This window comes from Neoluteolibacter marinus (assembly GCF_014904755.1).
GTDB lineage: Bacteria > Verrucomicrobiota > Verrucomicrobiia > Verrucomicrobiales > Akkermansiaceae > Haloferula > Haloferula marina.
In genome coordinates, this window is the sequence record NZ_JACZFQ010000101.1 from 1 (window position 1) to 25277 (window position 25277).

A 25277-nucleotide genomic window follows, 5' to 3' on the forward strand; every position below is an offset into this window, starting at 1 on the left:
CCGGTTTCGCGGCGCCACCCGGTCGGGTGATTCCCTTCGGCGTGTTAGAGACAGCCCTGCAGGCCTCTCCCGATCTCGCGGCGGACCGCGCCCGCTTGATGAAGGACGCGGAGGAGCTGCCGCTGGAACAACTTCCCGCCACCTGCGCCCGGCTCCGCGAGCTGATCGCCGCCCTCCCGCTCCCCGCGGAGATCGTTCCCGCCATCGCGGAGGCTTTTGGTCCAACCTGCCGGCTGGCCGTCCGCTCCAGTGCCAACTCGGAAGACCTGGCGGAGATGGCAGGCGCGGGACTGCACGAGTCGGTCACCGGCGTCACCGCGGCGGATCTGGCCACGGCAATCCCCGGCGTCTGGGCTTCCCTCTGGACCGAGCGGGCCGCCATCAGCCGCCGCCAGGCCGGCATCCCCCACAGCGCCGCCCACATGGCGGTGCTGATCCAACCGCTGGTCGAACCGGACCTTTCCTTCATCCTCCACACCGTTCATCCGCAACGCCACGATCCGCGCGAGTGCTACGTCGAGCTTGCCGTCGGGCTGGGCGAAACGCTCGCCAGCGCTGCCACCCGTGGCACCCCGTACCGGCTTGCCTGTGACAAGGCATCCGGTGCCTGCACCATGCTCGCCTTCGCGAACTTCAGCCACGCCCTGGAGACCGGGCAAGACGGTTCCCCGGCGCAACGCCGCCTCGACTATTCCCACGTTCCCTTTTCCACTGATGCCGCCATGAGGACCAGCACCGCGGCCCGCCTCGCACGGATCGCCGGCGCCCTCGAGGAATCCTTCGGCTTCCCCCTCGACGTCGAGGGCGTCGTTTGCGGCGATGAGATCACCCTCGTGCAGGCCCGCGCCCAGCAAGGCGTCCCGTCGCAACCATGAATCCCGCCCCCCAGCCGCCGGTCCTCGGCCTGTTCCAGAAGCGCATCGAAGGCGACGACGCCCTGCTGGCCCTGGCCAAGCTGCGCTTCGAGCAAGCCGGCCTCGGTGCCGAAATCTACGGCGGGCATCCCGACGAGCTCGAACACCTGCTCACCTTCAAGCCGGCCAACGACCAGCCGGTGGTCGTCCACCTGTCCCGCGACATCGACCTGCTCGATCCGGCGAGCCGCGGCAAGGTCCGGGAATTCGCCCGCCGCTTCGCCGGCCGGATCATGGGCATGGTCGTCCACGACCAGCACGAGATGACGGACCGCGCCGATGACTATCTCCACGGCGTCCGGGAGCTCGATACCCGCCTGCAGGAACTGCCCGGCGCCCCCTTGCTGTTCATCGAATACGCCGTCGGATTGGAACCGGAGGACTTCGCGGCCTTCGCCGGAAACATCTCAGCCTGCCGCAAGACCAGCGTGTGCGTCGATGTCAGCCACGTGGGCATCCGCCAGGCCCGCGCGCACTTCGGTCGACTTCACCCCGGCCGCGATGCCTGTGAATTCAAGCCCGGCCATCCCGAACTTCCCGCGGTCGCCGCCGACCTCCAGGCCTCCGTCGCCACCGCCCTGCCGGTGGTCTGCTCGCTGATCCAGCGCCTGGGAGAGATCGGCAAGCCGGTCCATTTCCACCTCCACGACGGCCACCCCTCGTCGACCTTCAGCCCCTACGGCGTTTCCGATCATCTCAGCTTCCTCACCGAGATCCCGATTCCTTTCGAATACGAAGGACGCCGCGCCCTCACGCCGCTGTTCGGCCCGGGAGGCCTCGCGAAGCTCCTCGCCGCCGCCACCGGCGACCTGGGCCGGTACAACTGTTCCTTCACGCTGGAGATCCACCAGCCCTCCGGACGCCGTGCCCTCGACGATGCCGGACACCTGTTCGGACATTGGCGGGACCTCGGCCATGCCGAGTGGATGAACCACTGGATGGACGTGCTCCGGCAAAACCAGCGCCTGGTGCTCGACGCCCTTGCCGGCGACTGAACCCCGCGGCCTTGCGGGCCGGGCCGCGCCTCGCGACGCGACCCGCCCGACACCTCAAGCCGCCGCCAGCGCCGCGGTGATCCGCTCTTTCGCCTGGACGCCCTGCAGGCGCTGCACCGGTTGACCGTCACGGAAGACGATCAGGGTCGGGATACTACGGATCCCGTATCGACCGGCGAGGTCGCGGGCATCGTCGACATTGACCTTGGCGACGAGCGCCTTGCCCTGCTGCTCGGCGGCGATCTGGTCGATCACCGGTCCGAGCTGCTGGCAGGGGCCGCACCACGGTGCCCAGAAGTCGACGAGGACCGGGCCCGTGGACGCCGCGAGCGCCGCATCGAAGGAGGAGGAATTGAGTTCAGTGGATTTCATGATGGTGTGGTTTCAGGATTCAGGCGGCCACGCCGGCGCTCCAGGCGTTCTTGCTGAACGCGGCGTCGAGCGGGGTCGTGGCGAGATGGTTGGTGAAGTTGCTGAGTGTCTTGAGAGTGACCCCGAGCACGACCTCGAGCGCCTGGGCGGGGGTGAAGCCCGCGTCAAGGAACGCCTGCTGCTCTTCGCCGGGCACCCAGCCGCGGTGGCGGACCACCTCGAGCGCGAAGCGCCGCAAGGCCTCGTGACGCGGATCTTCCAGTGCGGCGCCGTCGCGCAGCGACCCGAGCACCGCGGCGTCGACCTTGCGCATCTGGCCAATGGTGGTGTGGGCGGCGACGCAGTAGTCGCAGCCGTTCTCGATGCTCACGGCGATCGTCACGATCTCTTGCTCGGCCGGCGACAGCGAGCTCTTCCCGTAGGCGGCGCCCAGTCCCTGGTAAGCCTCCAGCACCGCGGGCGAGTTCGCGAACACGGCGAAGAGGTTCGGCACGAAGCCCAGCGACTTCCTGGCACCCTCCAACAAGGGACGGGAAGCTTCCGGGGCGGATTCAATGGTCTGCAGTTTCAGGTTCATGTTTGCTTGGTCGTTGTGACGCCCATGAGACAGGTAGACCGGTCTGTCTATTCCGAAAATTTTTGTTTCGCGGTTTTTCCCGGATCGCGGGGAGCGGTTCAGGCGGCAGCCAGCAGCCTCAACGCGGCTTTCCTGGCCTGCTCCACCGGCCAGACCGAACCGAGGTTCCGCGCCTCGGTGATGGCACCGGTGTAGAGCAGCATCCAGGCATCCCCCAGGTCGCGGGCTGCGGCCGGTTTGCGCCCGCTGGCCGCCGCCAGCTTTTGCCAGAACGCCCGCGTCGCCTCGCGGAAGGCGCGGATCACGGCCGTCACCTCCGAATCGGCGGATACCATCGTGGCGGTCACACAGAAGGGGCAGCCATGGAAGCCCTCGTCCGCCAGCATGGCCGCCATGCCGTCGAACTTCGCCGCCACCTTGCCGGCCACCGGACGATCCTCCGCCAGCAGCTCGCGTTGACCCTTCTCCGACTCCTCGGCTTCACGCCGCAACCACGCGGCGCACAGCGCCTCCTTGCCGGGGAAATGCTGATAGAAGGTCGCCTTGGCAATTTCCGCGGTGGCGATGATCTCGTTGATCCCCACGCACTCGTAGCCGCGCTCATGAAACAGGCGACCCGCAGTCTCCAGCAAACGTTCCCGGGCTTGGCTCACGCCCGACCATCGGACAGCTCTGTCTGTTTTCAAGGACCGAATCGGGACGCCCTTTTCCGGAAGGACACCGCGTCTCCCCGCCCGCTCGCCTTTGGCCTTGCCGCGTCACGGATCGTCCGGGACGGTCGTGTCATGATCCCCGCCAAAACCGTGCTCGCCCTGCTCCTGCTTTGTTCAGCGCGCCCCCTCGCCGGGGAGTCGCTGGCGGATCGCGGGGAGCTCTACACCGGCAAGGAGTACCAGCAGGCATTCGCCAATCCGACCGACGACCCGAAACTGCCGAGGGTGCTGCTGATCGGCGACTCGATTTCGATCGGCTACACCGTTCCCGTGAGAAAACTGCTGGCAGGCAAAGCGAACGTTCACCGGATCCCGACGAACGGCCAGACCGCGAAATACGGGGCGAGCCAGCTCGACACCTGGCTCGGCAAGGAGAAGTGGGACCTCATCCATTTCAACTGGGGGCTCTGGGACCTTTGCTACCGCAGTCCGAAGTCAAAGAACCAGGGTCACCGCGACAAGGTCCACGGCAAGGTCAGCGCCACTCCGGAGCAATACCGGGCCCATCTCGAGGTCGCCGTCGTGCGCCTCAAGGCCACCGGCGCGACCTTGGTCTGGGCCTCGACCACGCCGGTCCCCGAGAACGAAGCCGGTCGCATCAAGGGCGACGAACTCGTCTACAACCGCATCGCCCGCGAGGTGATGGAAAAGCACGGGGTCGCCATCGACGACCTCCACGCCCGCGCCATGCGGAAGCTGCCCGGCATCGCCGCGAAACCGGGCGATGTCCACTTCACTCCCGCCGGCTACTCCTTCCTCGCCGAACAGGTGGCGTCCGAGATCTCCTCGAGATTGCGGTGAGAAACCGGAACGGGCGGCTTCCACTCATCTCCCTATCAGAATCCATCCGGCATGCTAGCTTGCGGGAATGGGAGAAGAGCATTTGCAACCGTCGGGTGACGCCCCGGGATGGCCTGGGATCGAGGCCCGCTGGACATCGAGCGCCAAGGACGGCGTCGGCACCGCCCTGGGAGGCCACAGCCGGGTCTGGTATGCGGTCAGCCACGGGATCCTCAACGAGGTCTACTATCCCCGGATCGACAATGCCTGCACGCGGGACCTCGAGTTCATCGTCACCGACGGCGACCAGTTCTTCTCCGAGGAAAAGCGCGACACGGATTCGACCATCGAGGTCCCGGTCGCCGGCGTGCCGATGTTCCGGATCACCAACCGCTGCCGGCAAGGGCGCTACGTCCTGGTGAAAGAGGTCTTTTCCGACCCCGGCCGCGACTGCCTGGTGCAGGTCCTCCATTTCGAGCAGTGGAGCCCGGAGCTGAAACTCCACGTCCTGCTGTCGCCCCACATCGGCAACCAGGGAATGGGAAACACCGCGTGGACCGGCGAACACAAGGGAACCCCGCTGCTGTTCGCCTCCCGCGGGAACATCGCCATGGCCCTCGCCACCGGCGCGGCGTGGCGCGGCCGCTCGGCCGGCTTCGTCGGCAGCTCCGACGGCTGGCAGGACCTCAACCGCTCGAAGCGCCTGACCTGGTCCCACCAGCGGGCGGCCGACGGCAATGTCGCCTTGGTCGGGGAAATCGCCGTCACCGGCGAGCCGGTCCCGGTCGTGCTGGGCTTCGGGCGAAGCCCCGCGGAGGCCGGCCACCTGGCCTGCATGACCTTGACGGAGCCGCTGAACGACCTCAGGCAGCGCTTCGCGGAACCTTGGAAACAATGGCATGCCGGCCTCGGTGACAGCTGCCGCTCGGCGCTCGACCGGATCAGCGCCACGGTACTCCGGGTCCATGAAGACAAGGTCTTCCAAGGGGGCACCATCGCCAGCCTCTCGATCCCCTGGGGCGCCTCGAAGGGCGACGGTGACCTCGGTGGCTACCACCTGGTGTGGCCGCGCGACCTGGCGGAAACCGCCGGAGGCTTCCTCGCGATCGGCGCCGGGGACGAGGCACGCCGCATTCTCCACTACCTCCAGGCAACCCAGGAAGCAGACGGCCACTGGCCGCAGAACCAGTGGCTCGACGGCACGCCCTATTGGCCCGGCATCCAGATGGACGAGGTCGCGCTGCCGGTGCTGCTGGTCGATCTCGCGCGCCGCCACGGTGCCCTCAGCGGCGAGCAGCTGGCCGGCTTGTTGCCGATGGTCGGCAAGGCCGCCGATTACATCATCACCCGCGGTCCGGTCAGCATGCAGGACCGCTGGGAAGAGGACTCCGGATGCTCGCCGTTCACCCTGTCGGCGGAAATCGCGGCGCTGGTGGTGGCGGCGGATCTCTGCGGCGGCGGATTGGCGGAGAGGGCCCTCGAAACCGCGGACCGTTGGTTCGGCAAGATCGACGACTGGACCTACGCCAAGGGCACCCGGCTGGCGACGGAACACGGCGTCGACGGCTACTACGTCCGGATTTCACCGCCCGAAGTGGCCGAATCGGGATCGCCGCTGGGGGGCTTCGTGCCGATCAAGAACCGCCCGCCGGCCGATGCCTGCGGGGAGACCGTCGAGATCGTCAGTCCCGACGCGCTCGCGCTGGTCCGCTTCGGACTGCGGGCCGCCGGCGACCCGCGCATCGTCGGCACGGTCAAGGTGATCGACGCGCTGTTGAAACGCGATTTTCCCGGCGGCCCCTCGTGGTACCGCTACAACGGCGACGGCTACGGCGAGCACGAGGACGGCAGTCCCTTCGACGGCACCGGCCGCGGCCGCCAGTGGCCCTTGCTCACCGGCGAGCGCGCCCACTACGAACTGGCCGCGGGCCGGGTCGGCGAAGCGAAACGCCTGGCCGCCACCGTCCGCGGCTTTGCCAATGGCAGCGGATTGATCCCGGAGCAGGTCTGGGACGGGGAGCCGATCCCGGACCGCGGCCTCCTCCCGGGCAAGCCGGCGGGCTCGGCGATGCCCTTGGTCTGGGCCCACGCCGAGTATCTCAAGCTGCTCCGCTCCCTGAAAGACGGCTCCATCTTCGACCTTCCGCCGCAGGTCGCGGCGCGATACCTGAAGCAGTGACCCCAACCGAACCCCGGCATCATGAACCCCGCGCCATCCAAGCACCACCTGCGCTTCCACTCGCATAGCGGCCACCTCGCCCCCGCCTTCGGCAGCGATGCCTTCGGACTCAGGGCCGAGGCTTTCGCCCGGTTTTTCGGCACCCCGGCGTTCCTCATCGGGCAAACCGTGCTGGTGGGCACCTGGATCCTGCTCAATGCGATCGGGGTGGTCCGTTTCGACCTCTATCCCTTCATCCTGCTCAACCTCGCGTTCAGCCTGCAGGCCGCCTACGCCGCGCCGCTGATCCTGCTCGCCCAGACCCGCCAGGCGGACCGCGACAAGGCGGGCGCCGAAAACGACGCGATGCACCGCGAGGAGATCGCCAGGATCAGTTCGGAGCGCCAGCTCGAGTCCGCCCGGCAGCTGGATCTGCTGCTCGAACTCATGCGCCGCAACACCGAGCTCACCGACCTGACCCATCAAATGAGCCGGCGGATCGAGTCGCTGACCTCCGAAATCCACAGCCACATCCAGTCCCACCGGGCCTGATCCCATGCAGTGGCTCCAACAGCAGCTCGCCCGGATCCGCGACCTGAACGACGATCCCCGGAAAATCGCGCTCGGGATCGGCATCGGCACCTTCGTCGGCTTCTTCCCGCCGCTCGGCATCAAGACCCTGCTGGCCATGGGCGCCGCCCGGCTTTGCAAGGGCAACGTGGTGGCAGCGGCCATCGCCGTGACCCTGCACGACCTGCTCCTGCCGATCGCGCCGTTCCTGCTGGCTTGGGAATTCAAGGCCGGCAGCCACCTGCTCGGCAGACCGCCGGCAGCCGGAATCCCCGGAGGATTTCATCACGGCGATCTCGCCGGCTGGCTGCACGCCGCATCCTTGGTCCGGCTCGAAACACCGCTGCTGCTCGGCGGCGCGGTTGTCGGGGCACCCGCCGGCATCGCCGCCTACTACGTTGCCCGTCGTTTCCTCCGGACGACCGGCCGGCCCCGCTGACACGGCTACTCCGCTCCGGTCTTCGCGGGTTCTTTCAAGGGCAGGCCCGCCTTCTTCCGTTCGAGCACCTTGATGAAGTCCGCGAGTTCCTTGGTGTGCTCGCCGTCGGGGGCCTCCGCGACCGCGGCTTGCAACACCGCGATCGCCTCATCGTCCCGGTCGGCATAGGCCAGCGATCCGGCGCGATGCCCCTGCACCTGCTGGCGGAACCCGCCCGTCACTTCCGGATCGGCGAGTGTCCGTTCGATCATCTCCAAGGCCCCGTCGAGGTCACCCTCCGAGCGGAAACGCCCGAGTTGCTCCAGGAACCGTGCAAGCCGGACCTCGTCCGCCTGCTTCCTCGCGAAACCGGTCTCATCCGAGGGATCGGCAGCCTGGATTTGCGCCAGCACCTCGCGGTAGTGGATCCGGACCATCGCCCCGGGCAGCTCCAACCCGTCGAGCACCGCGATCAGCGCCCTCGCCTTCGCCACGCCGTCGAGCCCCGCGGCCTCCGCCAGTCCATCGTCCCGATGTTTCCGGCGGGCGATCAGTGCGTCGAGATGCGGGAGATAGGCCGCCGCACCACCTTCCCGGTAGCCGGTGGCCGCAAAGGGACAGCCCTCGGGATCGCAAAGGAGAACGGTCGGGTAGCCGGTGACCGGGTAGCGCTCCAGCAGTTCCTTGTTCTGGGTGACGGTCGCTTCCGGGAGCTTCGCGGTGTCCTTGGGGTAATCCAGCTCGACCAGCACGAACTTCCCCGGGGCGTCCTTCTCGAACGCCGGCTGGTCGAACACCTCCTTGCGCAAGCGGATGCACCATGCACACCAGTCGGAACCGGTGAAATCGAGGAGCAGCACCTTCCCCTCCTCTTTCGCCAAGAGGCGCGCCCGGGAGAAATCGGTGAGCCACGGCCCGGTCGCGGACCGGGCGGGCAGCATGGACAAAAGGAGAACGGCGGCGGAAAGCAGGATCGCGTGCATGGGATGAACTGGAATGAGCGGTCGCGCCAGCCGGCGGACGTGGGCGAAGCTGGGTCCGCCCGCCCGGACTGCCAACCGATCTGGGACAAAGACCCGGCCCGGCGGGAACAAGCCGGCGAATTGTGAACCGGCCGACGGCTGACGGCGGGCGGCCATCTCCTGGGGCGACCGCCCGCACCGGGCCGATTCGCCCGGCGCCGGATTGCCATTGGTCCCCGGAATGCTTCCCTTCATCCCCGATGATCCGCCGCCCATCCCATCCGGAGCATCCCGCAGGCCGCCACGCTCCATGATGCCACCGCCGATGTCCTCCACACCGAAATCGCCCATCCGACCGCCGGGCAGGCGCCGGCTGTGGGCGTTCTTCCTGCCGTGGACGCTCCTGACCCTGATGGTCTTCTTCTGGCTGGCGTGGCGGGAAACCGGCAACCGCCTGGTTTTCGTCGAAATGAGCCCCGACGACGGCAGCCCGGTCGACAATGCCGCAGGCCGGATCCTGCTATGGCAACAGGTGCTGCCGTGGATCCCGTGGCTGCTGCTCGCGCCCTACGTGCTGCTGGTCGTCTGGCGCCATCCATTCTCCGGCCTGAGGAAAGGCGGCAACACCGGGATCCTGCTGGTCGCCGGCATCGCGTTCACCGGCCTGTGCCTGCTGTTCCAGACCAGCGCCGCCCGCAGGCAGCCGATCGTCGTGCCGATGCCCGCGGTCGAGGCGTGGTTTCCTCCCGGCATGGACCTCACGCCGGGCGGCGACTTCGGCATCCCGCTCAGCCGCAAGATCGGCCTCGATCCCCAGGTCGACATCCCCTATTCGTATGGCCTGCCGCCGGGGCTCGATCCCCGCAAGCTGCCCGGGCGCATCATGACCCGCGAGGAGATGAAGCAGCGGATCTCCCAGAAGTGGCGCGACATTTCCAGCCGCTCGGAAGCCGTTCTCGGCGGGCTCCCCGCCCAGTTGCCAACCGCCGTCCTGGTGCTGGACGGATTCGCCTACCTCGCCCTGACCGGCTTTTCGCACGCATGGATCTTCCTCCGCACCGCCCGCGAGGAAAACCGCCGGGCCGCGCTGCTCGATTCCCAGCACGTACAGGCCCGCGCCCGCGCGCTGCAGGCCCAGCTCCAACCGCACTTCCTGTTCAACACCCTCAACGGCATCGCCACCCTGACCCGCCGCGACCCGGAGGCCGCGGAAGAAATGATCGTGTCGCTGAGCGACCTGATGCGCATCGCCCTCGACGGCGACCGCAAGCCGGAGATCCCGCTCCGCGAAGAGCTTCACTTCGTCGACCGCTACCTGGAGATCCAGCGGATGCGTTTCGGCGACCGCCTGCAGGTCGTCCGCCGGATCGACCCGGCGACCCTCGACTTCAAGGTCCCGGCGCTGCTGATCCAGCCGCTGGTGGAGAACGCCATCCAGCACGGCATCGAACCCAGCAACCGCGGCGGCACCGTGCAGATCCGCACCTCGGTGGCGGACGGCATGTTGGAAATCGGCATCGAGGACGACGGCGACGGCCTGCTCAAATCAAGCGGCGGATCCGGCAGCGGGATCGGCCTCAAAAGCATCCGCGAACGCCTCGAGGCGCTCCACCCGGGCCGGCACCACTTCATCATGAACTCGCCCGGCGAGCGCGGCGCGCGGGCGGTGATCCGGATGCCCGCGATTCTTGCAAGCGACCCGACATGAAAACCCTGCGCTGCCTGATCGTCGACGACGAGGAACTCGCCCGCAACCGGGTCCGGGGACTCCTGGCCGAAGAAACTGCGGTGGAGGTGGTCGGCGAGGCCGCGGACGGCGAGGAAGCACTTGCCGCCATTTCGGCCCTGCGTCCCGATCTCGTCTTCCTCGACATCCGCATGCCCGGACTCGGCGGTTTCGATGTCATCGAGGCCATTCACGATGGCGAAATGCCGGCCATCATTTTCACCACCGCCTACGACAAGCACGCCCTGCAGGCCTTCGAGGTGAGCGCCGTCGACTATTTGCTCAAACCCTTCAAGCCGGCACGCTTCCGTGAGGCGCTGGAGCGGGCCAGGGCGCGGCTGGCTTCGCCGCCGGGCACTGGCAGCGGCCTTTCCGAACTGCTGGCCCACCTGAAGAGTTCAGACGTCGGCCCCCGCGTGTTGGTCAAATCCCCGGAGCGCATCCTCTTCGTGCGCGCCGAGGAGATCGATCACGTCGAATCCGCGGGCAACTATCTGGTCCTCCACTGCGGCAAGGAGCGCCACATCGTCCGCGAGACCATGGTCGCAATGATCTCGCGCCTGGAAAGCGCCGGCTTCATGCGGATCAGCCGCTCGTCCATCATCAACCTCTCGCGCATCCGCGAGCTGCAACCGATGGGGCCCGGCAGTTATTGCGTGATCCTCAAGTCGGGAACACGGCTGGACATGACGATCCCGCTCCGCGACTTGCAGGAACGGATGACCGGCTGAGGTCCTCCGGCCGCTGGATCGGCACCTTCGTCACGGGATTTCCCGTCTTGGTCCCAAAGCAGTGGGGAAGCATCCGGTGTGCGCCTATGCGGGCAGGGTGAAAAACCGGAACTCTTGCAAGCCCCCTGCCATGATGAAAGGTCCACTTCCCTCATTCCACGCCAGCGCCCCCGCGGCCGTTCTCGCCGCATCGCTGATCCCCCTGCTCCCGTCGGGCGTCGCTCAGGCCGCGCCGATCGAATGGTCCGCCGGCACCGGCGACTTCAGCACCGCCGGCAACTGGTCCGGCGGGGTCATCCCCACCGGCGGCGACACCGCCGTCCTCGGCAACGGCGGGACCATCCAGGTCACCAGCGACCAGACCCTCGCCGGCCTGGAAGCCAGCGAGGGAACCGTCAGCTACCTGGCGGGCCAGTTCTTCCTCAACGGACCGCTGCGGATCGGCACGGGCTCCACCCAGCAGAGTGCCACCCTCGACTACAACGGGCCATTCACCATGGCGACCGCGGAAGTCAGCATCGGCGAGGCGGGCAGCACCGGGATGCTCACGTTCAACAACGGCTTCATGATGAAGACCCCCGGGAGCTCGATCGTCATCGCCAAGGGCGCCGGCAGCAACGGCTCGCTGACCCAGATCTCCGGCTTCCTGCAATGCCAGGGAGGCCTCGTGGTCGCCAGCGGCGACGACGCGTCGGGCATCTACGACATGGGTGGTACTTCCGCGATGGTCATCGGCCAGACCCTGGTCATCGGAGCCGAAGGCGGTGACGGCACCCTTGCCATTTCCGGCAGCGCGGGCCTCACCAAGGACCCGGGTTCCGATCCCTCGACCTTTGCCGCGTTCGGCAGCGGCGACGGGTCCACCGCCACCGTCACGGTGAGCGGCGGGCGCTTCATCAATCCGTCCACCGACACCCGCATCGGCACCAGCGGCAATGCCACCGCCACCTGGACCATCTCCGGCGAAGGCACCGAAAACGTCTTCAAGGACCTCTACCTCGGCTACCAGGACAGCGCCTCTGCTACTTTCAACCTGGACGGCGGCGTGGTCCGGGCGAATTCGATCCACAGCGGCTCGTCCGGCACCTCGATCCTCAATCTCAACGGGGGCGTCCTGCTCCCCGCCTCGGACAACAGCGACTTCATCAGCGGGCTGACCGAAGTGAATGTCCTGCCCGGCGGCGCGATCATCGACACCACCCCGACCGCTGGCAGCGAGGCGGCTTCGCACGAGATCACCATCCCGCAGGACCTCCTGGACGGCGGCGGCGGGCTCACGATTCGGGGCCCTGGTCTCGTCGTCCTCGCCGGCACCTGCAGCTACAGCGGCGGGACCCTGGTCGAGTCCGGCGGCCTGGTGGTGACCGGGACGCTGGGCTCCAGCGACGTCACGGTCGGCGATTTCGGGGAAATCCGCGGCACCGGCACCATCGCCGGGTCTCTCCAGGCCTCCGGGACCGTCTGGCCGGGCGTGAATCTCGGCACCCTCGGGGTCGGCGGCGACACCACGATCACGGGCTACCTCACGACCGACATCATCGGCGGCGAGGCCGCGGTCCTGGCCACCGGCGGCCAACTCGACATCTCCGCGGCCACCCATTACCTCTTCATCCAGGACGAGCAACTCGACCAGCCGGTCTACGTGCTGGCGACCTACGGAACCCTGGTCGGCGAGTTCCTCGACTCCCCGCTGGTGCCCGACGGCTACGAAATCGACTACGCCTACGAGGGCAACAAGATCGCCCTGGTGAGCACCGCCGCGAGCGGGGTCTATGACGACTGGGCCGCTGGGATCGCCTGGGCGGATCCCGGCGATGCCTTGCCAGACGGCGACCCCGATCACGACGGCGTGGCCAACTTCCTCGAGTTTTACACCGGAAGTAATCCCCTGGCGGCTGGCAGCGCTCTCCCGGTCGGGAGCCTGATGGAGGACGGCGGTTCGAACTTCTTCCGCTTCACCTTCAAACAAGCCACCGCCGCCGCGACCCTCCCGCCGGAGGTCGAATATGGCGACAACCTCGCCGACTGGGAAACCGCGGCGGACGGCGTGGACGGGGTCACCATGACCCATGGCCCTGTCACCGGCGGCGAACTGTGGACCGTTGACATCCCGACCGCCCCAACGGGCCGGATCTTCGCCCGGCTGAAGGTCACCGTCCCCTGACTTCCCCTGCTTTCTTCGTGGCTCGGTGCCCGGGACCGCTGCTCCATGCGGGGGTCCCGGGCTTCCGTTCGCACCGGCTCAGGTTTCCATCGCTTTCCGACGGCCTGTCAGGCAGCTTGCTGCCATGAAAACCCTCCACGCCGTCGGACTGGCGGCTGTCGCCGTCGTGGTCACGATCGCCATCGAGGAGAGCCGCATCGCGGCCCTGCGCCAGGCGGTGGATCCGGCGGCCCCCGCAAGCGCCCGCAGCATGCCCGGCGGCACCCCCTCTGGGGTGACCTCCGCGCCGTCCGGAGGAGCGGGCTCCGCGACCAAGGCCGCCCGCCGGCCGGAAACCGCCGGTGATTCGCCCGAAGCCGACGACGGCTCGCTCGGCAAGACGGTCCGCAAGATGTGGGACAATCCCGCCGGCAAGGCGATGATGAACCAGGGCGTGAAGATCGCGGTGGCGATGATGTACGAGGACTTCATCGAAGGCCTGGGACTGACCAAGGAGGAGAAGGACTACTTCAAGACGCTTCTCGGCAAGGACATGGCCGACCAGCAGGAAATCGGGATGAAGTTGATGAGCGCCTCGGCCGCCGAACGCGAGGAACTCACCGCGGAACTCGAGGCCCGCAAGGCCGCGAACAAGGAGGAAATCCGCAAGTTCCTCAACAGCGACGAGGACTTCCAACGCTACACCGACTACCAGGACCGGCTCCCGGAGCGGCAACAGCTCGACGGTATCCGCGCCACCTTCGCCACCCAGGGAGCCACCCTCGACGAGGCGACCGAGACCCGCCTCGTCGAGGCCATGTTCCGCAGCCGGACCGAGGCGGATACCCCCGACTTCCTCGGTCCCGATGCCTTCGGGAACATGGGAAATGAAGGGATGGTCGAAAAATTCGAGGAAAGCTGGGCCACTCAGGAAGCCAACCTGATGAAAGAAGCCGCCACCATCCTCGACGAACCGCAGCTTGCCGCCTTCCGGGAGTATCGCGACCAAATGAAGGAAATGCAGCTGATGGGGATCAAAATGGCCGAAAAAATGATGCAGGAAGGCGACGAATAGTCGATTTTCCTGCGAATTCGACCAAACCAGTTTGCAAGAATCGTTGCGGCAGCGAGGTATCGCGATCATGCGCCGCTGGATGCATACAATCCCCCTTTGCCTCGCCCTCTGCTGCCCGATCGTCCTCGCGGTTCCCCCGGGGGTGATGGTGTGGGCGGATTCCCCCGGAACCGCCCAGGCCTTGGTCAAAGCGTTGGATGGCGATGGTCTCAAGCCCTACGCCGGAGAATTGAACGAAGGCTCGATGGCCGACGCCGACGTGCTGGTGCTGCATCAGCAGAAATTCGAGCCCCTTCCCGAAGGTGATCGCGCCGCGATCGAGGCATTTGCCCGGCGCGGCGGAGGGGTCATCGGCCTCCACGGGGCGATCGCGGCGGGCGACGCCGCCTGGGCGAAGCCGGTCTTCGGCGCCGCCTGGACCCCCGAGAGCCGGCGTCTCTCCAGCCACACGGTGATCGATGTCGCCACCGACCGGCACCCGCTTGTCGACGGCGCCGCCGCCATCGAAAGCAACGAGGAGGCGATCTGTGGCCTCGATCTCGCCACCGGGATCGAGATTCTCGCCACCTCCAGCCAGAAGGAATCCACCGGGGATCCTGACAAAACGACCCGTCCCGCCCCGGCGGGCCAAGGCGCCGAATCCGGGGACCCACCGCAAATTTGGGCTTACGAAAGCACCCTCGCCGGTGGCAAACCGCACCGGGCGGTGGTGATGCTCCAAGGCACCACGGCCAACTACGGCAAGGCCGGCATCCGGACCATCCTCCGCCGCGCGGTGGCCTGGGCCGCACGCCGGGACAACGTCGACGAATTCTGCACCGCGGCGGATATTGCTTCACTGCGTCAGGCGGTCGCACTGCCAAGCCGCCCCAAGAAGTCGGACAAGTAGCCCCGGCATGAAAAAAGCCGCCGCGATCAGTGTCGCGACGGCTTGGAAAATGCGCTCCAGGCGGAGTCAAGCAGGCTTCACTTTCCGCCCACCCACTTCACCGCGTTGGTGAGGAGCTGCTTGTAGGCCGGGTTGTTGTGGGCTTCTTCCGCGTGGCCGAGGGTGATGCAGACGATCTTCGCCTTGCGGTCCTTCACCACCCAAACACTGGGGATCGGACCGTCCGTCTGGTCCGCGGCGTTCTCGCAACAGACATCGACCTTGGCCCGCTTGTTGAGCTGAAAGCGGTAGTTTTCATCGGTGATGTCGAAGAACTCCGGAACGTCCTTGGTGATCGCCGCCTTTTTGTCGGTGACGGTGACCTTGAACTCCCCGTAGCCGTGGCTGGGGGTGCGGCCGCCGATGAAGCGGTCATTGTAGCCCTTCCACGGATGCGCCCAGGTGGCGGCATGGACGAACACCAGGCCCTTGCCGTCGTCCGCAAACTTGTTGAGGGCCTTCTGGAATTCGTCGCTTCCGTACTGGTTGTGGTTGCCGCTGAAAACGAGGACGTCGGCTTGTTCCATCAGCTTGAGCGCTTCCGCCAGGTTCGGGGTCGCGGCAACGTCGATGTCGCCGGCAGCCTTCAGGGTCTCCGAGTCGGTCCCGAGGAAGTACTTCGGGAAGTCGTGGGACGATCCCGAGCCGACGATGGCGACACGGAGGCTCTTGGCGGGTTTCGGTTCGGCGAAGCTCTGGCCCATCGGCTCGGTGGTGTCCGGCGGCAGCGCCTGGGCCAGGGCGGGAACGAGGGCGATCGCGCAGAGCAGCGCGCGGCGGGTCAGTCGGTTGGTTTTCATCGTTTCTTCAGGGTAGGGTTATTTGCTTTCCGGGGTGGCTTGCGGGGCAACACTGCGCATGTAACCGATGATGTCCCGCAAGGTGGCGGCACCCATCGCATCAAGTCCCTCCGGCATCAACGAATTGTCGCCCTTGGCGCGGCTGGCGATGTCCGCGGCCTTCAGGTCGGTGGTGACCCCGCCGGGCTGGCGGATCTGGACCCGCGCCTCGTTTTCGCTGGCGATCAGCGCCGAGAACTGGCGGCCATCCTTCATGGTGATGTTCCACGTACGATGCTCATCGTCGACCACCAGGTTGGGATTGACGATGTGGGTCAGGAGTTCCAGCACCGGATGGGAGCCGATGCCGTCGAGGTCGGGGCCGAACTTGTGGCCCGCGCCCTCGAGCCGGTGACACGACGAACAGACCGCCGCGAACATGGTCTTGCCGTTGGCGATGTCACCCGGCTTCGAAACCTCGGGCAGGAGATCGGCGATGATCTTGTCCTTCGACATGCCGGCACCCCCGAACAATGCGGTCGCCCGCTTGGCGGTGTCGGCGTCCGGATGAGATGTCAGCCGCGACACCTGGGCGGGTTGCAGCGTGTCCGCCGCGATTGTCTTCGCCTCGACCGCGTCGAGAAGCAGCTTCGTCCATTCCGGTCGGCTCACCAGCGCGCCGAAGGCGAGCTCCTTCTGCAGGGCGGGGAGCGCGGGGTAACGGGCGACCAGGGCGCTGCCGACGGCAGGCTCGCCGCTGGCGGAAAGCGCGGCGATTAGCTCCGAGGCGAAGGCGTAGGAGATCTCCCCGTCGAGGGCGCCGATGACGTTGCCGAGGATCTTCGGATCGAAGGCGCGCGCGGCGATCAACTTGCGGGCGGCATGGGCGCGGTCGGCATCGGAGCGCTGCGGGTCGCGCAGCCACTGAAAGAGGATCTGGACCACGTTGAAGGCATCGTTGTGAAGGTAGCGGCGGCGATCCCAGCGGACGGCCAGCGGCAACGCGGCGGCGGCGAGCTGCTGGTTCTTGGAAACCAGCAGCGGCCGGAGGGCGTCGAGCATGGCCTTGGCATTGCCGGGACGCTTGAGCGGGCGCTTGCCGATCTCATCGAGGGCAATCACCGCCAGGTCGGCATGGGGCGAGGTCCCCGCAGCGCGAATGACGCCCAGCAGTTGCTTCGCGTCCCCGCTTTCCGCCAAGGCGGCGGCCAGAGAGCGCACGGTGTCCCCGCTCTGCCCGGTGTCCCCCTCGGCGGCGAGGATCGATTCAAGCTGGGACGACGGGTTGCGCGATCCGGCCGCGGCGGCGGCGGCTTTCGACCACGGGTCACGGAGTTTCGATGAGGCGGCCAGCAGGGCGGCGCTGGCCTCCTGGCTCATGGCCGAGGCACCGAGTGCGCGGAGGGTGGCGAGGCGGACGCGGGCGTCGGGGTCATCGATCCCGGCGGTCACCTGCTTGCCATCGAGCGGCAGGCCGCCGGCCTCGGCGATGAGCATGGCGTTCTTGCGGACCTTCGAGTCGGGAGCGCTGAACGCGGCAGCCAGCGTGGCGTCATCGAGAGCGCCGAGCCGCTGCAGCGCCCAAAGCGCCTGGATGCGGGCCGGGATGAAAGCCTCGCCCTTCGCCATGGCCGTCAGCGCGGGCACGGCTTGCTTGCCGAGCGCCTCCTGCTTTTCGACCAGCAGGCGGATGGCATTGAAGCGCACCACGCGGTTCGGGTGCTTGAAGGCGGCCACCAGACTGGCGGCATCGGCGTGGTAGAGGTCCGGATTCGACAACTTCGCGGCGGCCTGGTGCTGGATCCGGTAGATCCGGCCGAAGTGGTGGTCGCGGTCGGGACGCACCGACGCGCCGGACTTGCTGTGCTGCGGACCGCGGGTGTCGTTGTGGGCGACGACCGGGGTGTAAAAATCCAGCACATAGGCCGCGCCGTCGGGCCCGAAGGTGATGTCGATGGGGCAGAACCAGTAGTCCATCGAGCGCAGCCACTCCTGATCCTTCAAGACGAGCTCGCCCTTGAAGGTCGCGCCGTCCGGCACCAGCTCCTCGTGGTGGATGGTGTCGAGGATGCCCTCGGTGACGAAGACCTTGCCGTCGTATTCCTTCGGCCAAGCCCCGCCCTCGTACACCATGGTCGAGCAGGCGGCGCTGTAGCGGCCGACCTGGTCGATCTGCATCAGCGGCGCGCGGGTCGGCAGGTCGCTGCGGGCGATGGTCCGGCCGGGATTCACGGAAGAAAAACTCTGGGCGCGGGTGTTCGCGGCGCGAGACAAGACGGTCTCCGGCAACACCACGTGCTGGATCGGATTGCCGCTGGTCGCCTTGCCGTGGAAAATTTCCATATCGCTGGTGACCTCGCCGCCGAAGGAATTGCCGCCCTGCGAGGCGATCTGCTCGATGGCCGAGCCGTCCGGTTTGAAGCGGAAGACCCCCGGCGAGATCTTGGCCACCACCTTGCCGGTCTTCGGATCCTTGGCGTCGGCGCCGCTGCCGGTGTTGACGTAGATCCAGCCGTCGGGCGCGGTGATGAAGTGGTTGGCGACGAAGTGGGTGTCGCCGGGCGCGAAGCCGTCGAAGAGCGGCGTCACGGTCTCCGCCTTGCCGTCTCCGTCGGTATCGCGCAGCCACACGATGCTCGGCTGGGCGACCGCGATCACGCCGTCCTCGTGGAAACAGAAGCCGGTGACGAGCTCGAGGCCCTCGTAGAAGACGTGCTTCTTGTCGGCCTGCCCGTCGCCGTCGCTGTCGACCAGCATGCTGATGCTGTCGCGGGCCGGGCGGTCGTAGTTGCCGGGCTCCAGCACCCCGGTCTCCTTCCAAGCCGGGGCATTGAGCGGCCGGCGGCCGTTCGGGTACTCCGGCGTTTCCGCGACCCACAGGCGGCCGGCGGCATCCCACTGCACGGCGATCGGCTTGCTGATCAGCGGCTCGGCGGCCACGACGGAGGCTTGGAAGCCGGGCTGCATCTTGAACTCGCGGATCGCGTCCGCGGCGCGCTTCGGCCCGCCCGCCGGGTAGCGCAGGTCGGCAAGCTCGGCGGGGCCGCAGAACTCATCGACGTTCTCCCGCTTCCCGGTCCACGCGACGCTGCGCAGGATGAAGGCGCGCGAGCTGGCGTGAGCCAGCGTCTCCGCGGCCCCGGGCAGATAGACGGCCGCGCGGTGCTTGGACGCCTCGTAGGCCCACATCTGTGGCTGAATGTCGTAAATCGACGCCCGGACGTCGCGGCCGGGGACCTTGGGCCCGTCGCCGCGTTTCGCGTCCCGGCCCTTCGGGGTGTAGGCCGAGGCCAGCACCTGGATATCGTCGGAGAAAGTCAGGTCGTAGAGGGTGTCGTCCTCAATATCGAAAGGCGACGCGTCCTTCACCACCGGGTGCGAATCGGTGACCACGTAGAGCATCATGGTGCTCATGAACTTGCGGCTGTCCTTCTCATCCCACGCGCCACCGAGCGTCGCCAGCCCCCACTCCGGGGTGCCGGCGGCGATGGCCGCATTGACGGCGACGATCCCGCCGCCGCGGCCGGTGAACTCGGTCAGCGCCTGCTGGCTGGCGGCCGGGAGAGCCGTGTATTCCGAGCGGTGGAGCAGCAGCACGTCGGCCTTCGCGAGGGCCGCTTCGTCGGGCGAAGTGCTGGCCACGACCTGGGCACCGGCCTTCTTCAGGGCGGCGGCGTAACGGTCGCGGAAATCGTTGTCATCGCTGGAAACCAGCACGCGCAAGGGCGCGGCGAGAAGGGTCGATCCCGTGGCCGCCAGGGCGAGCAGGGAGGCAAAGCTTGGATTCAGGGTCATTCAGTCGCTGGTTGATGTGCCAAACGTGTTCCAGATTGGATCGCGTCACTACGGCTTGTCGACCCCAAGCTATTTCATGAGAGGTGCACCTGTACCCGAAGTTCTCGAAGCGTCCTTGCCCACGCGCGCGCGGCAGGATTCCCTCCGGTCATGCCGCCGACCTTCACGACCTTTTCCGCGATGCACGGATGGGCCGTGGTGGCCGGCTTCGCGGCGATCGGCGCCCTGCTCCTGCTGGGGAGATCCAGCCCGCGCAACGAGCGCATCGCCCGCGCCCTCCTCGCCTTCCTCTGCCTCGCGGCCTTCGGCTACACTCAGGCCGCCTGGTCGATGGTCGAGTCCACGCCCGACTTCGACAGCTGGTTGCCGCTGCAGCTTTGCGACCTGGCGGCCTTCATCGCCGGCTTCGCCCTGCTGACGGGCAAGCGCTTGCTGGCCGTCCTCACCTACTACTGGGGCCTCGCGGCGACCGTCCAGGCGCTGGCGACGCCCGCGATCTCGATCGGATTCCCCCACCCCGCCTTCGTGGCGTTCTTCGTCCACCACTTCGCCATCGTCGGTGCAGCGTTCTACCTGCCCGTCGTCCTCGGCTGGCGCTCCGCCCGCCCGTGGTGGCGGGACCCGCTGACGGCAATGCTGTGGATCAACATTTACCTGCTGGGTTCCATGGCGGTGAACGCCTGGCTCGGTTCGAACTTCGGCTTCACCGCCCGCAAGCCCGACAACCCCAGCCTGCTCGACCACCTGGGCCCCTGGCCGCTCTACCTGCTGTGGATGGAGGTGATTGCCGCACTCCTGTTCTCGCTGCTGGCGATGCCGGTCGTGAAAAGGAAATAAGTTGGTCCCCCGGCCCCCCGGCGCTATATCGCCCGCACATGAGCGAAGCCGCCAAGAAGCCAAAGCGCCCCCGCGTGAATGTCCGCCGGCCGGACGTGATGACTCAGGTCAACGCCGAGGTCGAACGCCACTTCCGCTCGTCGCTGGTGGAAAAGATCCGCGCCGCCGGCGGTGAGATCACCCTCGGCAACACCACCGTGCGCCTCGCCCAGCAATTCGGCTTCTGCTACGGCGTCGAGCGCGCCATCGACCTCGCCTACGCCTCGCGCCGGGTCTTCCCCGACAACCGCATCTTCCTGATCGGGGAAATCATCCACAACGGCGAGGTCAACCGCCAGTTGGTCGACATGGGCATCGTCTCGCTGCCTTGGGAGCAACTGACCGGCGACTACGACCAGCTCGGCGAGGAGGACGTGGTGATCGTCCCGGCCTTCGGCGCGCCGACCAACTTCATGGACAAGATCGAGCAGCGCGGCTGCTACGTCGTCGACACCACCTGCGGCGACGTGATGAAGGTCTGGCGCCGCGTCCGGACCTACGCCAAGGATGGCATCACCTCGATCATCCACGGCAAGGCCGGCCACGAGGAAACCCGCGCCACCGCGTCGCGGGCAATGGGCGAGAATGGGAAAGGCCACTATCTCATCGTGCTGACCCTCGACGAAACCGACTCGGTCTGCCGCTACATCCGCGAGGGCGGCGACAAGGTGGCCTTCCTCGAACGCTTCGCCCACGCCGTGTCCGACGGCTTCGACCCCGACCTTCACCTGACCAAGGTCGGGGTGGCGAACCAGACCACCATGCTCAAGAGCGAGACCGAGGAAATCCAGCGCCGGGTTCGCGATGCCGTGGTTGCCCGCGACGGATCCCCGGACAATTACCTGGTCTTCGACACAATCTGCGGCGCCACCCAGGAGCGGCAGGACGCGCTTTTCGAGATGCTGCGACGGCCGATGGACATGCTGTTCGTGGTCGGCGGCTACAACAGCTCGAACACCACCCACCTCGTCGAGATCGGGGAACAGGAACTCCCCACCTTTTTCATCCGCAATGCCGAGTGCCTCGAGTCGCTCGACCAGATCGTCCACTTCGACCTGCACGAGAAGTCCGAGATTTCCAGCGGCTATCCGGATGTGCTGCTCGGCGACCAGCCCGCGGTGATCGGGATCACCGCCGGCGCGTCCTGCCCGAACAACCTGATCGAGGACACGATCTTCCGCATCTTCGAGATGCGCGGCGTGCCCCGGGACCAGGTGAAGGCGATCTGATCAGTCCGATTTCACCTGCTCGATCTGGGCCGCGATCTCTGCGGCCTGCTCGGGCAAATTGTTCTTCTTCAGGGCGGTCTCGAGGCGGCTGAGGATCTCGAGGTCATTGGTGTGCCACCCCTGCGCTTCGTAAAGGGTGTCCACCGCCGCCTTCGCGTCGCCCTTGGCCAGGTAGTATTCGGACAGCCGGGCTTCCATCGGCAGCAAGGTCCCCGGGGGCATCAGCAGCGAAGCCGGCTTCTGGCGGTCGAGCGCCGCCCTGAACCAGTTGAAGGCCGAACCGATGTCCGCCTTCGGACCGGCCAGCGCCATCAGGCCGCGCAGCTCGCTCGCGGAAATTTCCAGCGTGGTGAATGCGCGCAACCACGCCGAACGCTCGCCACCGGCATTCGCCGTTTCGCGGGTCTTCACCATCTCCTCGCCGTGGAGGGTCAGGGCGTCGCCGATCTTGCGGGCTTCCTCGAGGTTGCCGGCTTCCAGCGCCTTGCGGGCCTCCAGCACGAAGGCCAGACCCTGGTAGAGCCAGATCGACATCGTGCGCTTGGCGAACTTCTTCTGACTCGCCGGATCGGGCAGCTTCGCGATCGCCCGGGCGGCATCCCCCTTGCCCGCGCGCCGCATCAGGATCCGCGTCGCCAGCGTGCGGCCTTCCCACAGCAGGAGCTGTCCACCTTCACTGCGGGTGCGCTCGACCGGCACGTCGATCGCCGCGACCGAATCGGCCACGGCCAGGGCGTTGGCATAGTCGCCCTTGATCGCCAGCGACACCGCGCGGTAGCACTCCGACTTCACCCAGCCGGGGCAGTCGGTGTGATCCAGGCCGGTATCGTTCATCCACTTGCGATAGATCTCGCCGGCCCGCGCAAAGGCACCGACCGCCTGGGCGATGTTGCCGTTGCGCAGCTCGTAGTGCCCGAGCAGGTGCAGGAACGGCGCGTAGCCGGGTGCCAACTCGCACAGGTGGCGGGCGCGGGCCAGGTCGCCGCGAAGATCCGGTGCTTCCGCCCGGATCGTCAGGTAGGCGGATAGATACAGCGGCTGGTCGGGGCTGCGGACCAATAGTTCGTTGATCGCGGCCTCGGCCTTCTCCTGATCCACGTTGGCCGTGCCGTCCGCGTTGTAGCCCGAGCGCCCGAAGGCCGCGTGCAACAGCTTCAACTGCGGATCATTGGGAAACTTCTCCGCGATCTTGCGAAAGGCATCCGCCGCGGCCACCGCTCCCTTTTCCAGGAAAACCGCGACCGCATAGGCATAAGAACGCTCCAATTCGGTGCCGGCCTCGTCCTCGACGAGCTTGAGCATTCGCCGCAGCGCCGCCGTGCGGTGCTCGACCATGTCGGGCTCGGGGTCGAGCAGACTCATCACCACGCCCCAGTGCGCCATCAGGCAGTCGGGATCGAGCTCCAGCGCCGCGCAGAAATGACGGTAGGCCTCGAGGTCCCAGCCGCCGTGCAGGTTGTTGAGGCCATCCAGGACGTGTTGCTGGGCCTTCGGCTCCTCGGTCGTGATGGCCATCTTGAGACCTTCGGGAATCGCCGGCGAGGTCGGCTCCGGGAGGTCCTTGATCCGCTCCGAAACCACCGCTGCGACCCCGGGCAGAGGATCCTCCGCCGCGGCGGCGAGTGTGACGGAAAGCAAGGCGGCTAGGAGGAATCGCATGCCCGGACGATGTCCCCCGATTCCCTCGCCTCAAGTAAAATGACGCTCGCCCGCCACAACCCGGCCGCCCTAGGCTCCCGCGACATGAAACTCGGCGTCATCGGTTGCGGGAAAATGGGCAGCGCCCTGGTGGAAGGAGCCATTCGGGCCGGCGCGATCGCCGCGGCCGACGTGACCGGTTGCGACAGCCATCCGGCGACGGCACAGGCATTCGCCGAGACATCGGGAGCATCGGTCGTGCCCGCCATCGCCGACCTCGGCGCCGATACCTACCTGCTCTGCACCAAACCCCAGCATGCCGCCGCCGCGCTGGAAGCCCTGCCGGCCGGGGACGCCCTGCTGATCTCGATCGCCGCCGGCCTCACCTCCAAATGGCTCGAAGCCCGGGTGCCAGCCGGCGTGCGGGTGATCCGCTGCATGCCCAACACCCCCGCACTCGTCGGCAAGGGTGCCGCCGCCTTTTGCCGCGGCCTCGCCGCCACCGCCGCCGATGCCGACTCCGCCCGCCTGCTGCTGGGATCGGTGGGAATCGCCGTCGAACTCCCGGAATCTTTGATGGACGCCGTCACCGGCCTCTCTGGCAGCGGCCCGGCCTTCGTGTATGTCATGATCGAGGCCATGGCCGACGGCGGCGTGCGCGCCGGATTGCCGCGAGCCGAGGCGCTCCAGCTCGCCGCCCAGACCGTGCTCGGCTCCGCGACCATGGTGCTCGAAACCGGCCATCACCCCGGCCTGCTCAAGGACATGGTCACCTCGCCTGGCGGCACCACCATCGCCGGATTGGCCGCCCTCGAGAAGGGCGCGGTGCGCTCGCACTTCATCGAGGCCGTCCACGCCGCCGCCCGCCGCGCCGCCGAGCTGGGTGCCTCGTGACCCGTGCCGCGTGGATTTCACTTCACGCCCCGTCCCCGCCTTTCCTAACGTCCCCGCCATGCGATCCCCGCGCTTCGTTCTTCCCGCCCTCGCCCTGGTTTTCGCGTCCTGCGGGAACGATTCCGACATTCCGCCGCTGGCCGGCAACACCGACCCCGGCCACGAACGCGCCGAAGCCCTCTTTGCCCAGGCCCAGTCCGCGGAAAGCGCCGGCAAGACGTCCAAGGCGATCAAGACCTACGAGGAAATCGCCGATGAGCTGCCGATCTCCAAGCGCGCCCCCGAGGCCCGCTTCCGCCAGGGCGAACTGCTCGAACAGCAAGGGAAGATCCGCGATTCCTTCGACGCCTATCAGGAATTCCTGACCCGCTACAATGGCAGCGGCCTCTACGAGAAGGCGCTCACCCGCCAGGCGCGGATGGCCCAGTCCGCGGCGGACGGCCAGGTGAAGACCAGCTTCCTCGGCCTCAAATCGAGCATCTCGAACGACAAGATCACCGACATGCTCGCCAAGGTCCGGGACAACGCCCCGAGCTCCCCGACCGCCTCGAAGGCCCAGTTCACCATCGGTGAAGTCTGGCAGAGCCAGGGCAACTCCAGCGGCGCCGGCAAGGCGATCAACGCCTACCGCCAGCTCGTCATCGATTACCCGGACAGCAAGGAGGCGCCCGAAGGCCAGTTCCGCATCGGCAAGGTGCTGCTCGAGGAAGCCCGCCGCGGCAACCAGGACCAGGCGAACCTCGACCGCTCCCGCGAGGCCCTCCAGGACTATCTCCGCCAGTACCCCGGCCATTCGAAGAACGGCGAAGCCCGCCAGTTGCTCTCGACCCTCGGCAGCCAGGACCTCCAGCGCTCCTACGACATCGCCGAGTTCTACGAGCGCAAGGGCGACACCGGCTCCGCCCGCTTTTACTACGAAGAAGTCGTCCGCAAGACCAAGTCGGGCGAACTCCACGACAAGGCCAAAGCCCGTCTCGCCGCCCTCGGCGGCAACTAACCGCTCC

General features: G+C 67.3%; 22 protein-coding genes. 15 read left to right on the top strand and 7 right to left on the bottom strand.

The annotated features are described in order from the left end of the window. Both IG178_RS19780 and IG178_RS19785 read left to right on the top strand, forming a co-directional pair. Positions 1 to 875: PEP/pyruvate-binding domain-containing protein (locus IG178_RS19780; RefSeq protein ID WP_193214314.1), on the top strand; the 875-nt coding region annotated here is incomplete at its 5' end. Beyond that, on the top strand, positions 872 to 1909 hold the full coding sequence (locus IG178_RS19785) for a hypothetical protein (RefSeq protein WP_193214315.1): 1038 nt from the start codon (positions 872 to 874) through the stop codon (positions 1907 to 1909). The genes IG178_RS19780 and IG178_RS19785, both read left to right, overlap by 4 nt. A gap of 54 nt (positions 1910 to 1963) precedes the next feature. On the opposite strand, the gene trxA is transcribed toward IG178_RS19785, so the two are convergent. From trxA to IG178_RS19800, 3 genes are all read right to left on the bottom strand, one after another. Beyond that, complete coding sequence (gene trxA, locus IG178_RS19790) at positions 1964 to 2281, bottom strand: thioredoxin (RefSeq protein ID WP_193214316.1); 318 nt, start codon at positions 2279 to 2281, stop codon at positions 1964 to 1966. Positions 2282 to 2300: 19 nt separating this feature from the next. Further along, positions 2301 to 2858, bottom strand: a complete 558-nt coding sequence (locus tag IG178_RS19795; protein WP_193214317.1) for a carboxymuconolactone decarboxylase family protein — start codon at positions 2856 to 2858, stop codon at positions 2301 to 2303. A 98-nt stretch (positions 2859 to 2956) separates the two neighbouring features. Beyond that, positions 2957 to 3511, bottom strand: a complete 555-nt coding sequence (locus tag IG178_RS19800; protein ID WP_193214318.1) for a TetR family transcriptional regulator — start codon at positions 3509 to 3511, stop codon at positions 2957 to 2959. A 132-nt stretch (positions 3512 to 3643) separates the two neighbouring features. Here IG178_RS19800 and IG178_RS19805 point away from each other — a divergent pair, with 132 nt between their 5' ends. The 4 genes from IG178_RS19805 (at position 3644) to IG178_RS19820 (ending at position 7518) form a co-directional block, all read left to right on the top strand. Beyond that, the gene (locus tag IG178_RS19805; RefSeq protein WP_193214319.1) at positions 3644 to 4372 is read left to right on the top strand and encodes an SGNH/GDSL hydrolase family protein; all 729 of its coding nucleotides are present in this window, start codon (positions 3644 to 3646) and stop codon (positions 4370 to 4372) included. 67 nt (positions 4373 to 4439) lie between these two features. Then, complete coding sequence (locus IG178_RS19810; RefSeq protein ID WP_193214320.1) at positions 4440 to 6530, top strand: glycoside hydrolase family 15 protein; 2091 nt, start codon at positions 4440 to 4442, stop codon at positions 6528 to 6530. 21 nt (positions 6531 to 6551) lie between these two features. Continuing rightward, positions 6552 to 7061, top strand: a complete 510-nt coding sequence (locus IG178_RS19815; protein WP_193214321.1) for a DUF1003 domain-containing protein — start codon at positions 6552 to 6554, stop codon at positions 7059 to 7061. A 4-nt stretch (positions 7062 to 7065) separates the two neighbouring features. Continuing rightward, positions 7066 to 7518, top strand: coding sequence for a DUF2062 domain-containing protein (locus tag IG178_RS19820; protein WP_193214322.1), 453 nt, complete (start codon positions 7066 to 7068; stop codon positions 7516 to 7518). Between the two features lie 5 nt (positions 7519 to 7523). Here the strand turns inward: IG178_RS19820 and IG178_RS19825 are convergent, their stop codons facing one another. After that, on the bottom strand, positions 7524 to 8480 hold the full coding sequence (locus IG178_RS19825) for a thioredoxin family protein (protein WP_193214323.1): 957 nt from the start codon (positions 8478 to 8480) through the stop codon (positions 7524 to 7526). A gap of 304 nt (positions 8481 to 8784) precedes the next feature. On the opposite strand from IG178_RS19825, the gene IG178_RS19830 reads away from it, so the two are divergent. The 5 genes from IG178_RS19830 to IG178_RS19850 all read left to right on the top strand — a co-directional run bounded on the left by IG178_RS19830 (position 8785) and on the right by IG178_RS19850 (position 15023). After that, on the top strand, positions 8785 to 10167 hold the full coding sequence (locus tag IG178_RS19830; RefSeq protein WP_193214324.1) for a sensor histidine kinase: 1383 nt from the start codon (positions 8785 to 8787) through the stop codon (positions 10165 to 10167). Next, a complete protein-coding gene (locus tag IG178_RS19835; RefSeq protein WP_193214325.1) occupies positions 10164 to 10916 on the top strand; it encodes a LytR/AlgR family response regulator transcription factor in 753 nt (250 codons plus the stop codon). Before IG178_RS19830 ends, IG178_RS19835 begins: the two co-directional genes overlap by 4 nt. A gap of 130 nt (positions 10917 to 11046) precedes the next feature. After that, positions 11047 to 13080 carry an autotransporter outer membrane beta-barrel domain-containing protein gene (locus tag IG178_RS19840; protein WP_226895618.1) on the top strand — a complete coding sequence of 678 codons (2034 nt, stop codon included), beginning with the start codon at positions 11047 to 11049 and terminating at the stop codon, positions 13078 to 13080. Positions 13081 to 13204: 124 nt separating this feature from the next. Further along, positions 13205 to 14134, top strand: coding sequence for a hypothetical protein (locus IG178_RS19845; RefSeq protein WP_193214327.1), 930 nt, complete (start codon positions 13205 to 13207; stop codon positions 14132 to 14134). Positions 14135 to 14213: 79 nt separating this feature from the next. Then, a complete protein-coding gene (locus IG178_RS19850) occupies positions 14214 to 15023 on the top strand; it encodes a ThuA domain-containing protein (RefSeq protein ID WP_193214328.1) in 810 nt (269 codons plus the stop codon). 77 nt (positions 15024 to 15100) lie between these two features. On the opposite strand, the gene IG178_RS19855 is transcribed toward IG178_RS19850, so the two are convergent. Then, positions 15101 to 15862, bottom strand: coding sequence for a ThuA domain-containing protein (locus IG178_RS19855; RefSeq protein ID WP_193214329.1), 762 nt, complete (start codon positions 15860 to 15862; stop codon positions 15101 to 15103). Positions 15863 to 15880: 18 nt separating this feature from the next. Then, the gene (locus IG178_RS19860; RefSeq protein ID WP_193214330.1) at positions 15881 to 19636 is read right to left on the bottom strand and encodes a PVC-type heme-binding CxxCH protein; all 3756 of its coding nucleotides are present in this window, start codon (positions 19634 to 19636) and stop codon (positions 15881 to 15883) included. 150 nt (positions 19637 to 19786) lie between these two features. On the opposite strand from IG178_RS19860, the gene IG178_RS19865 reads away from it, so the two are divergent. After that, entirely contained in the window at positions 19787 to 20473 is a 687-nt protein-coding gene (locus tag IG178_RS19865) for a YwaF family protein (protein ID WP_193214331.1), read from the top strand. A gap of 38 nt (positions 20474 to 20511) precedes the next feature. Continuing rightward, the gene (locus IG178_RS19870) at positions 20512 to 21741 is read left to right on the top strand and encodes a 4-hydroxy-3-methylbut-2-enyl diphosphate reductase (RefSeq protein ID WP_193214332.1); all 1230 of its coding nucleotides are present in this window, start codon (positions 20512 to 20514) and stop codon (positions 21739 to 21741) included. Here IG178_RS19870 and IG178_RS19875 read toward each other — a convergent pair whose 3' ends face one another. Next, on the bottom strand, positions 21742 to 23400 hold the full coding sequence (locus IG178_RS19875) for a tetratricopeptide repeat protein (RefSeq protein WP_193214333.1): 1659 nt from the start codon (positions 23398 to 23400) through the stop codon (positions 21742 to 21744). 84 nt (positions 23401 to 23484) lie between these two features. On the opposite strand from IG178_RS19875, the gene proC reads away from it, so the two are divergent. Next, positions 23485 to 24273, top strand: a complete 789-nt coding sequence (gene proC, locus IG178_RS19880; protein WP_193214334.1) for a pyrroline-5-carboxylate reductase — start codon at positions 23485 to 23487, stop codon at positions 24271 to 24273. Positions 24274 to 24331: 58 nt separating this feature from the next. Beyond that, positions 24332 to 25270 (top strand): tetratricopeptide repeat protein, encoded by a 939-nt coding sequence (locus IG178_RS19885; RefSeq protein ID WP_193214335.1) that lies wholly within the window; start codon positions 24332 to 24334, stop codon positions 25268 to 25270. Positions 25271 to 25277 lie beyond the last annotated feature (7 nt).

Bases quoted from the DNA above. Each gene is read 5' to 3' on its own strand.
- IG178_RS19820 (WP_193214322.1), top strand. From the start codon at position 7,066: ATGCAGTGGCTCCAACAGCAGCTCGCCCGGATCCGCGACCTGAACGAC.
- proC (WP_193214334.1), top strand. From the start codon at position 23,485: ATGAAACTCGGCGTCATCGGTTGCGGGAAAATGGGCAGCGCCCTGGTG.
- IG178_RS19840 (WP_226895618.1), top strand. From the start codon at position 11,047: ATGATGAAAGGTCCACTTCCCTCATTCCACGCCAGCGCCCCCGCGGCC.
- IG178_RS19850 (WP_193214328.1), top strand. From the start codon at position 14,214: ATGCATACAATCCCCCTTTGCCTCGCCCTCTGCTGCCCGATCGTCCTC.
- IG178_RS19835 (WP_193214325.1), top strand. From the start codon at position 10,164: ATGAAAACCCTGCGCTGCCTGATCGTCGACGACGAGGAACTCGCCCGC.
- IG178_RS19830 (WP_193214324.1), top strand. From the start codon at position 8,785: ATGTCCTCCACACCGAAATCGCCCATCCGACCGCCGGGCAGGCGCCGG.
- IG178_RS19805 (WP_193214319.1), top strand. From the start codon at position 3,644: ATGATCCCCGCCAAAACCGTGCTCGCCCTGCTCCTGCTTTGTTCAGCG.
- IG178_RS19860 (WP_193214330.1), bottom strand. From the start codon at position 19,636: ATGACCCTGAATCCAAGCTTTGCCTCCCTGCTCGCCCTGGCGGCCACG.
- IG178_RS19785 (WP_193214315.1), top strand. From the start codon at position 872: ATGAATCCCGCCCCCCAGCCGCCGGTCCTCGGCCTGTTCCAGAAGCGC.
- IG178_RS19855 (WP_193214329.1), bottom strand. From the start codon at position 15,862: ATGAAAACCAACCGACTGACCCGCCGCGCGCTGCTCTGCGCGATCGCC.
- IG178_RS19795 (WP_193214317.1), bottom strand. From the start codon at position 2,858: ATGAACCTGAAACTGCAGACCATTGAATCCGCCCCGGAAGCTTCCCGT.
- IG178_RS19870 (WP_193214332.1), top strand. From the start codon at position 20,512: ATGAGCGAAGCCGCCAAGAAGCCAAAGCGCCCCCGCGTGAATGTCCGC.
- IG178_RS19815 (WP_193214321.1), top strand. From the start codon at position 6,552: ATGAACCCCGCGCCATCCAAGCACCACCTGCGCTTCCACTCGCATAGC.
- trxA (WP_193214316.1), bottom strand. From the start codon at position 2,281: ATGAAATCCACTGAACTCAATTCCTCCTCCTTCGATGCGGCGCTCGCG.
- IG178_RS19865 (WP_193214331.1), top strand. From the start codon at position 19,787: ATGCCGCCGACCTTCACGACCTTTTCCGCGATGCACGGATGGGCCGTG.
- IG178_RS19810 (WP_193214320.1), top strand. From the start codon at position 4,440: ATGGGAGAAGAGCATTTGCAACCGTCGGGTGACGCCCCGGGATGGCCT.
- IG178_RS19845 (WP_193214327.1), top strand. From the start codon at position 13,205: ATGAAAACCCTCCACGCCGTCGGACTGGCGGCTGTCGCCGTCGTGGTC.
- IG178_RS19875 (WP_193214333.1), bottom strand. From the start codon at position 23,400: ATGCGATTCCTCCTAGCCGCCTTGCTTTCCGTCACACTCGCCGCCGCG.
- IG178_RS19825 (WP_193214323.1), bottom strand. From the start codon at position 8,480: ATGCACGCGATCCTGCTTTCCGCCGCCGTTCTCCTTTTGTCCATGCTG.
- IG178_RS19885 (WP_193214335.1), top strand. From the start codon at position 24,332: ATGCGATCCCCGCGCTTCGTTCTTCCCGCCCTCGCCCTGGTTTTCGCG.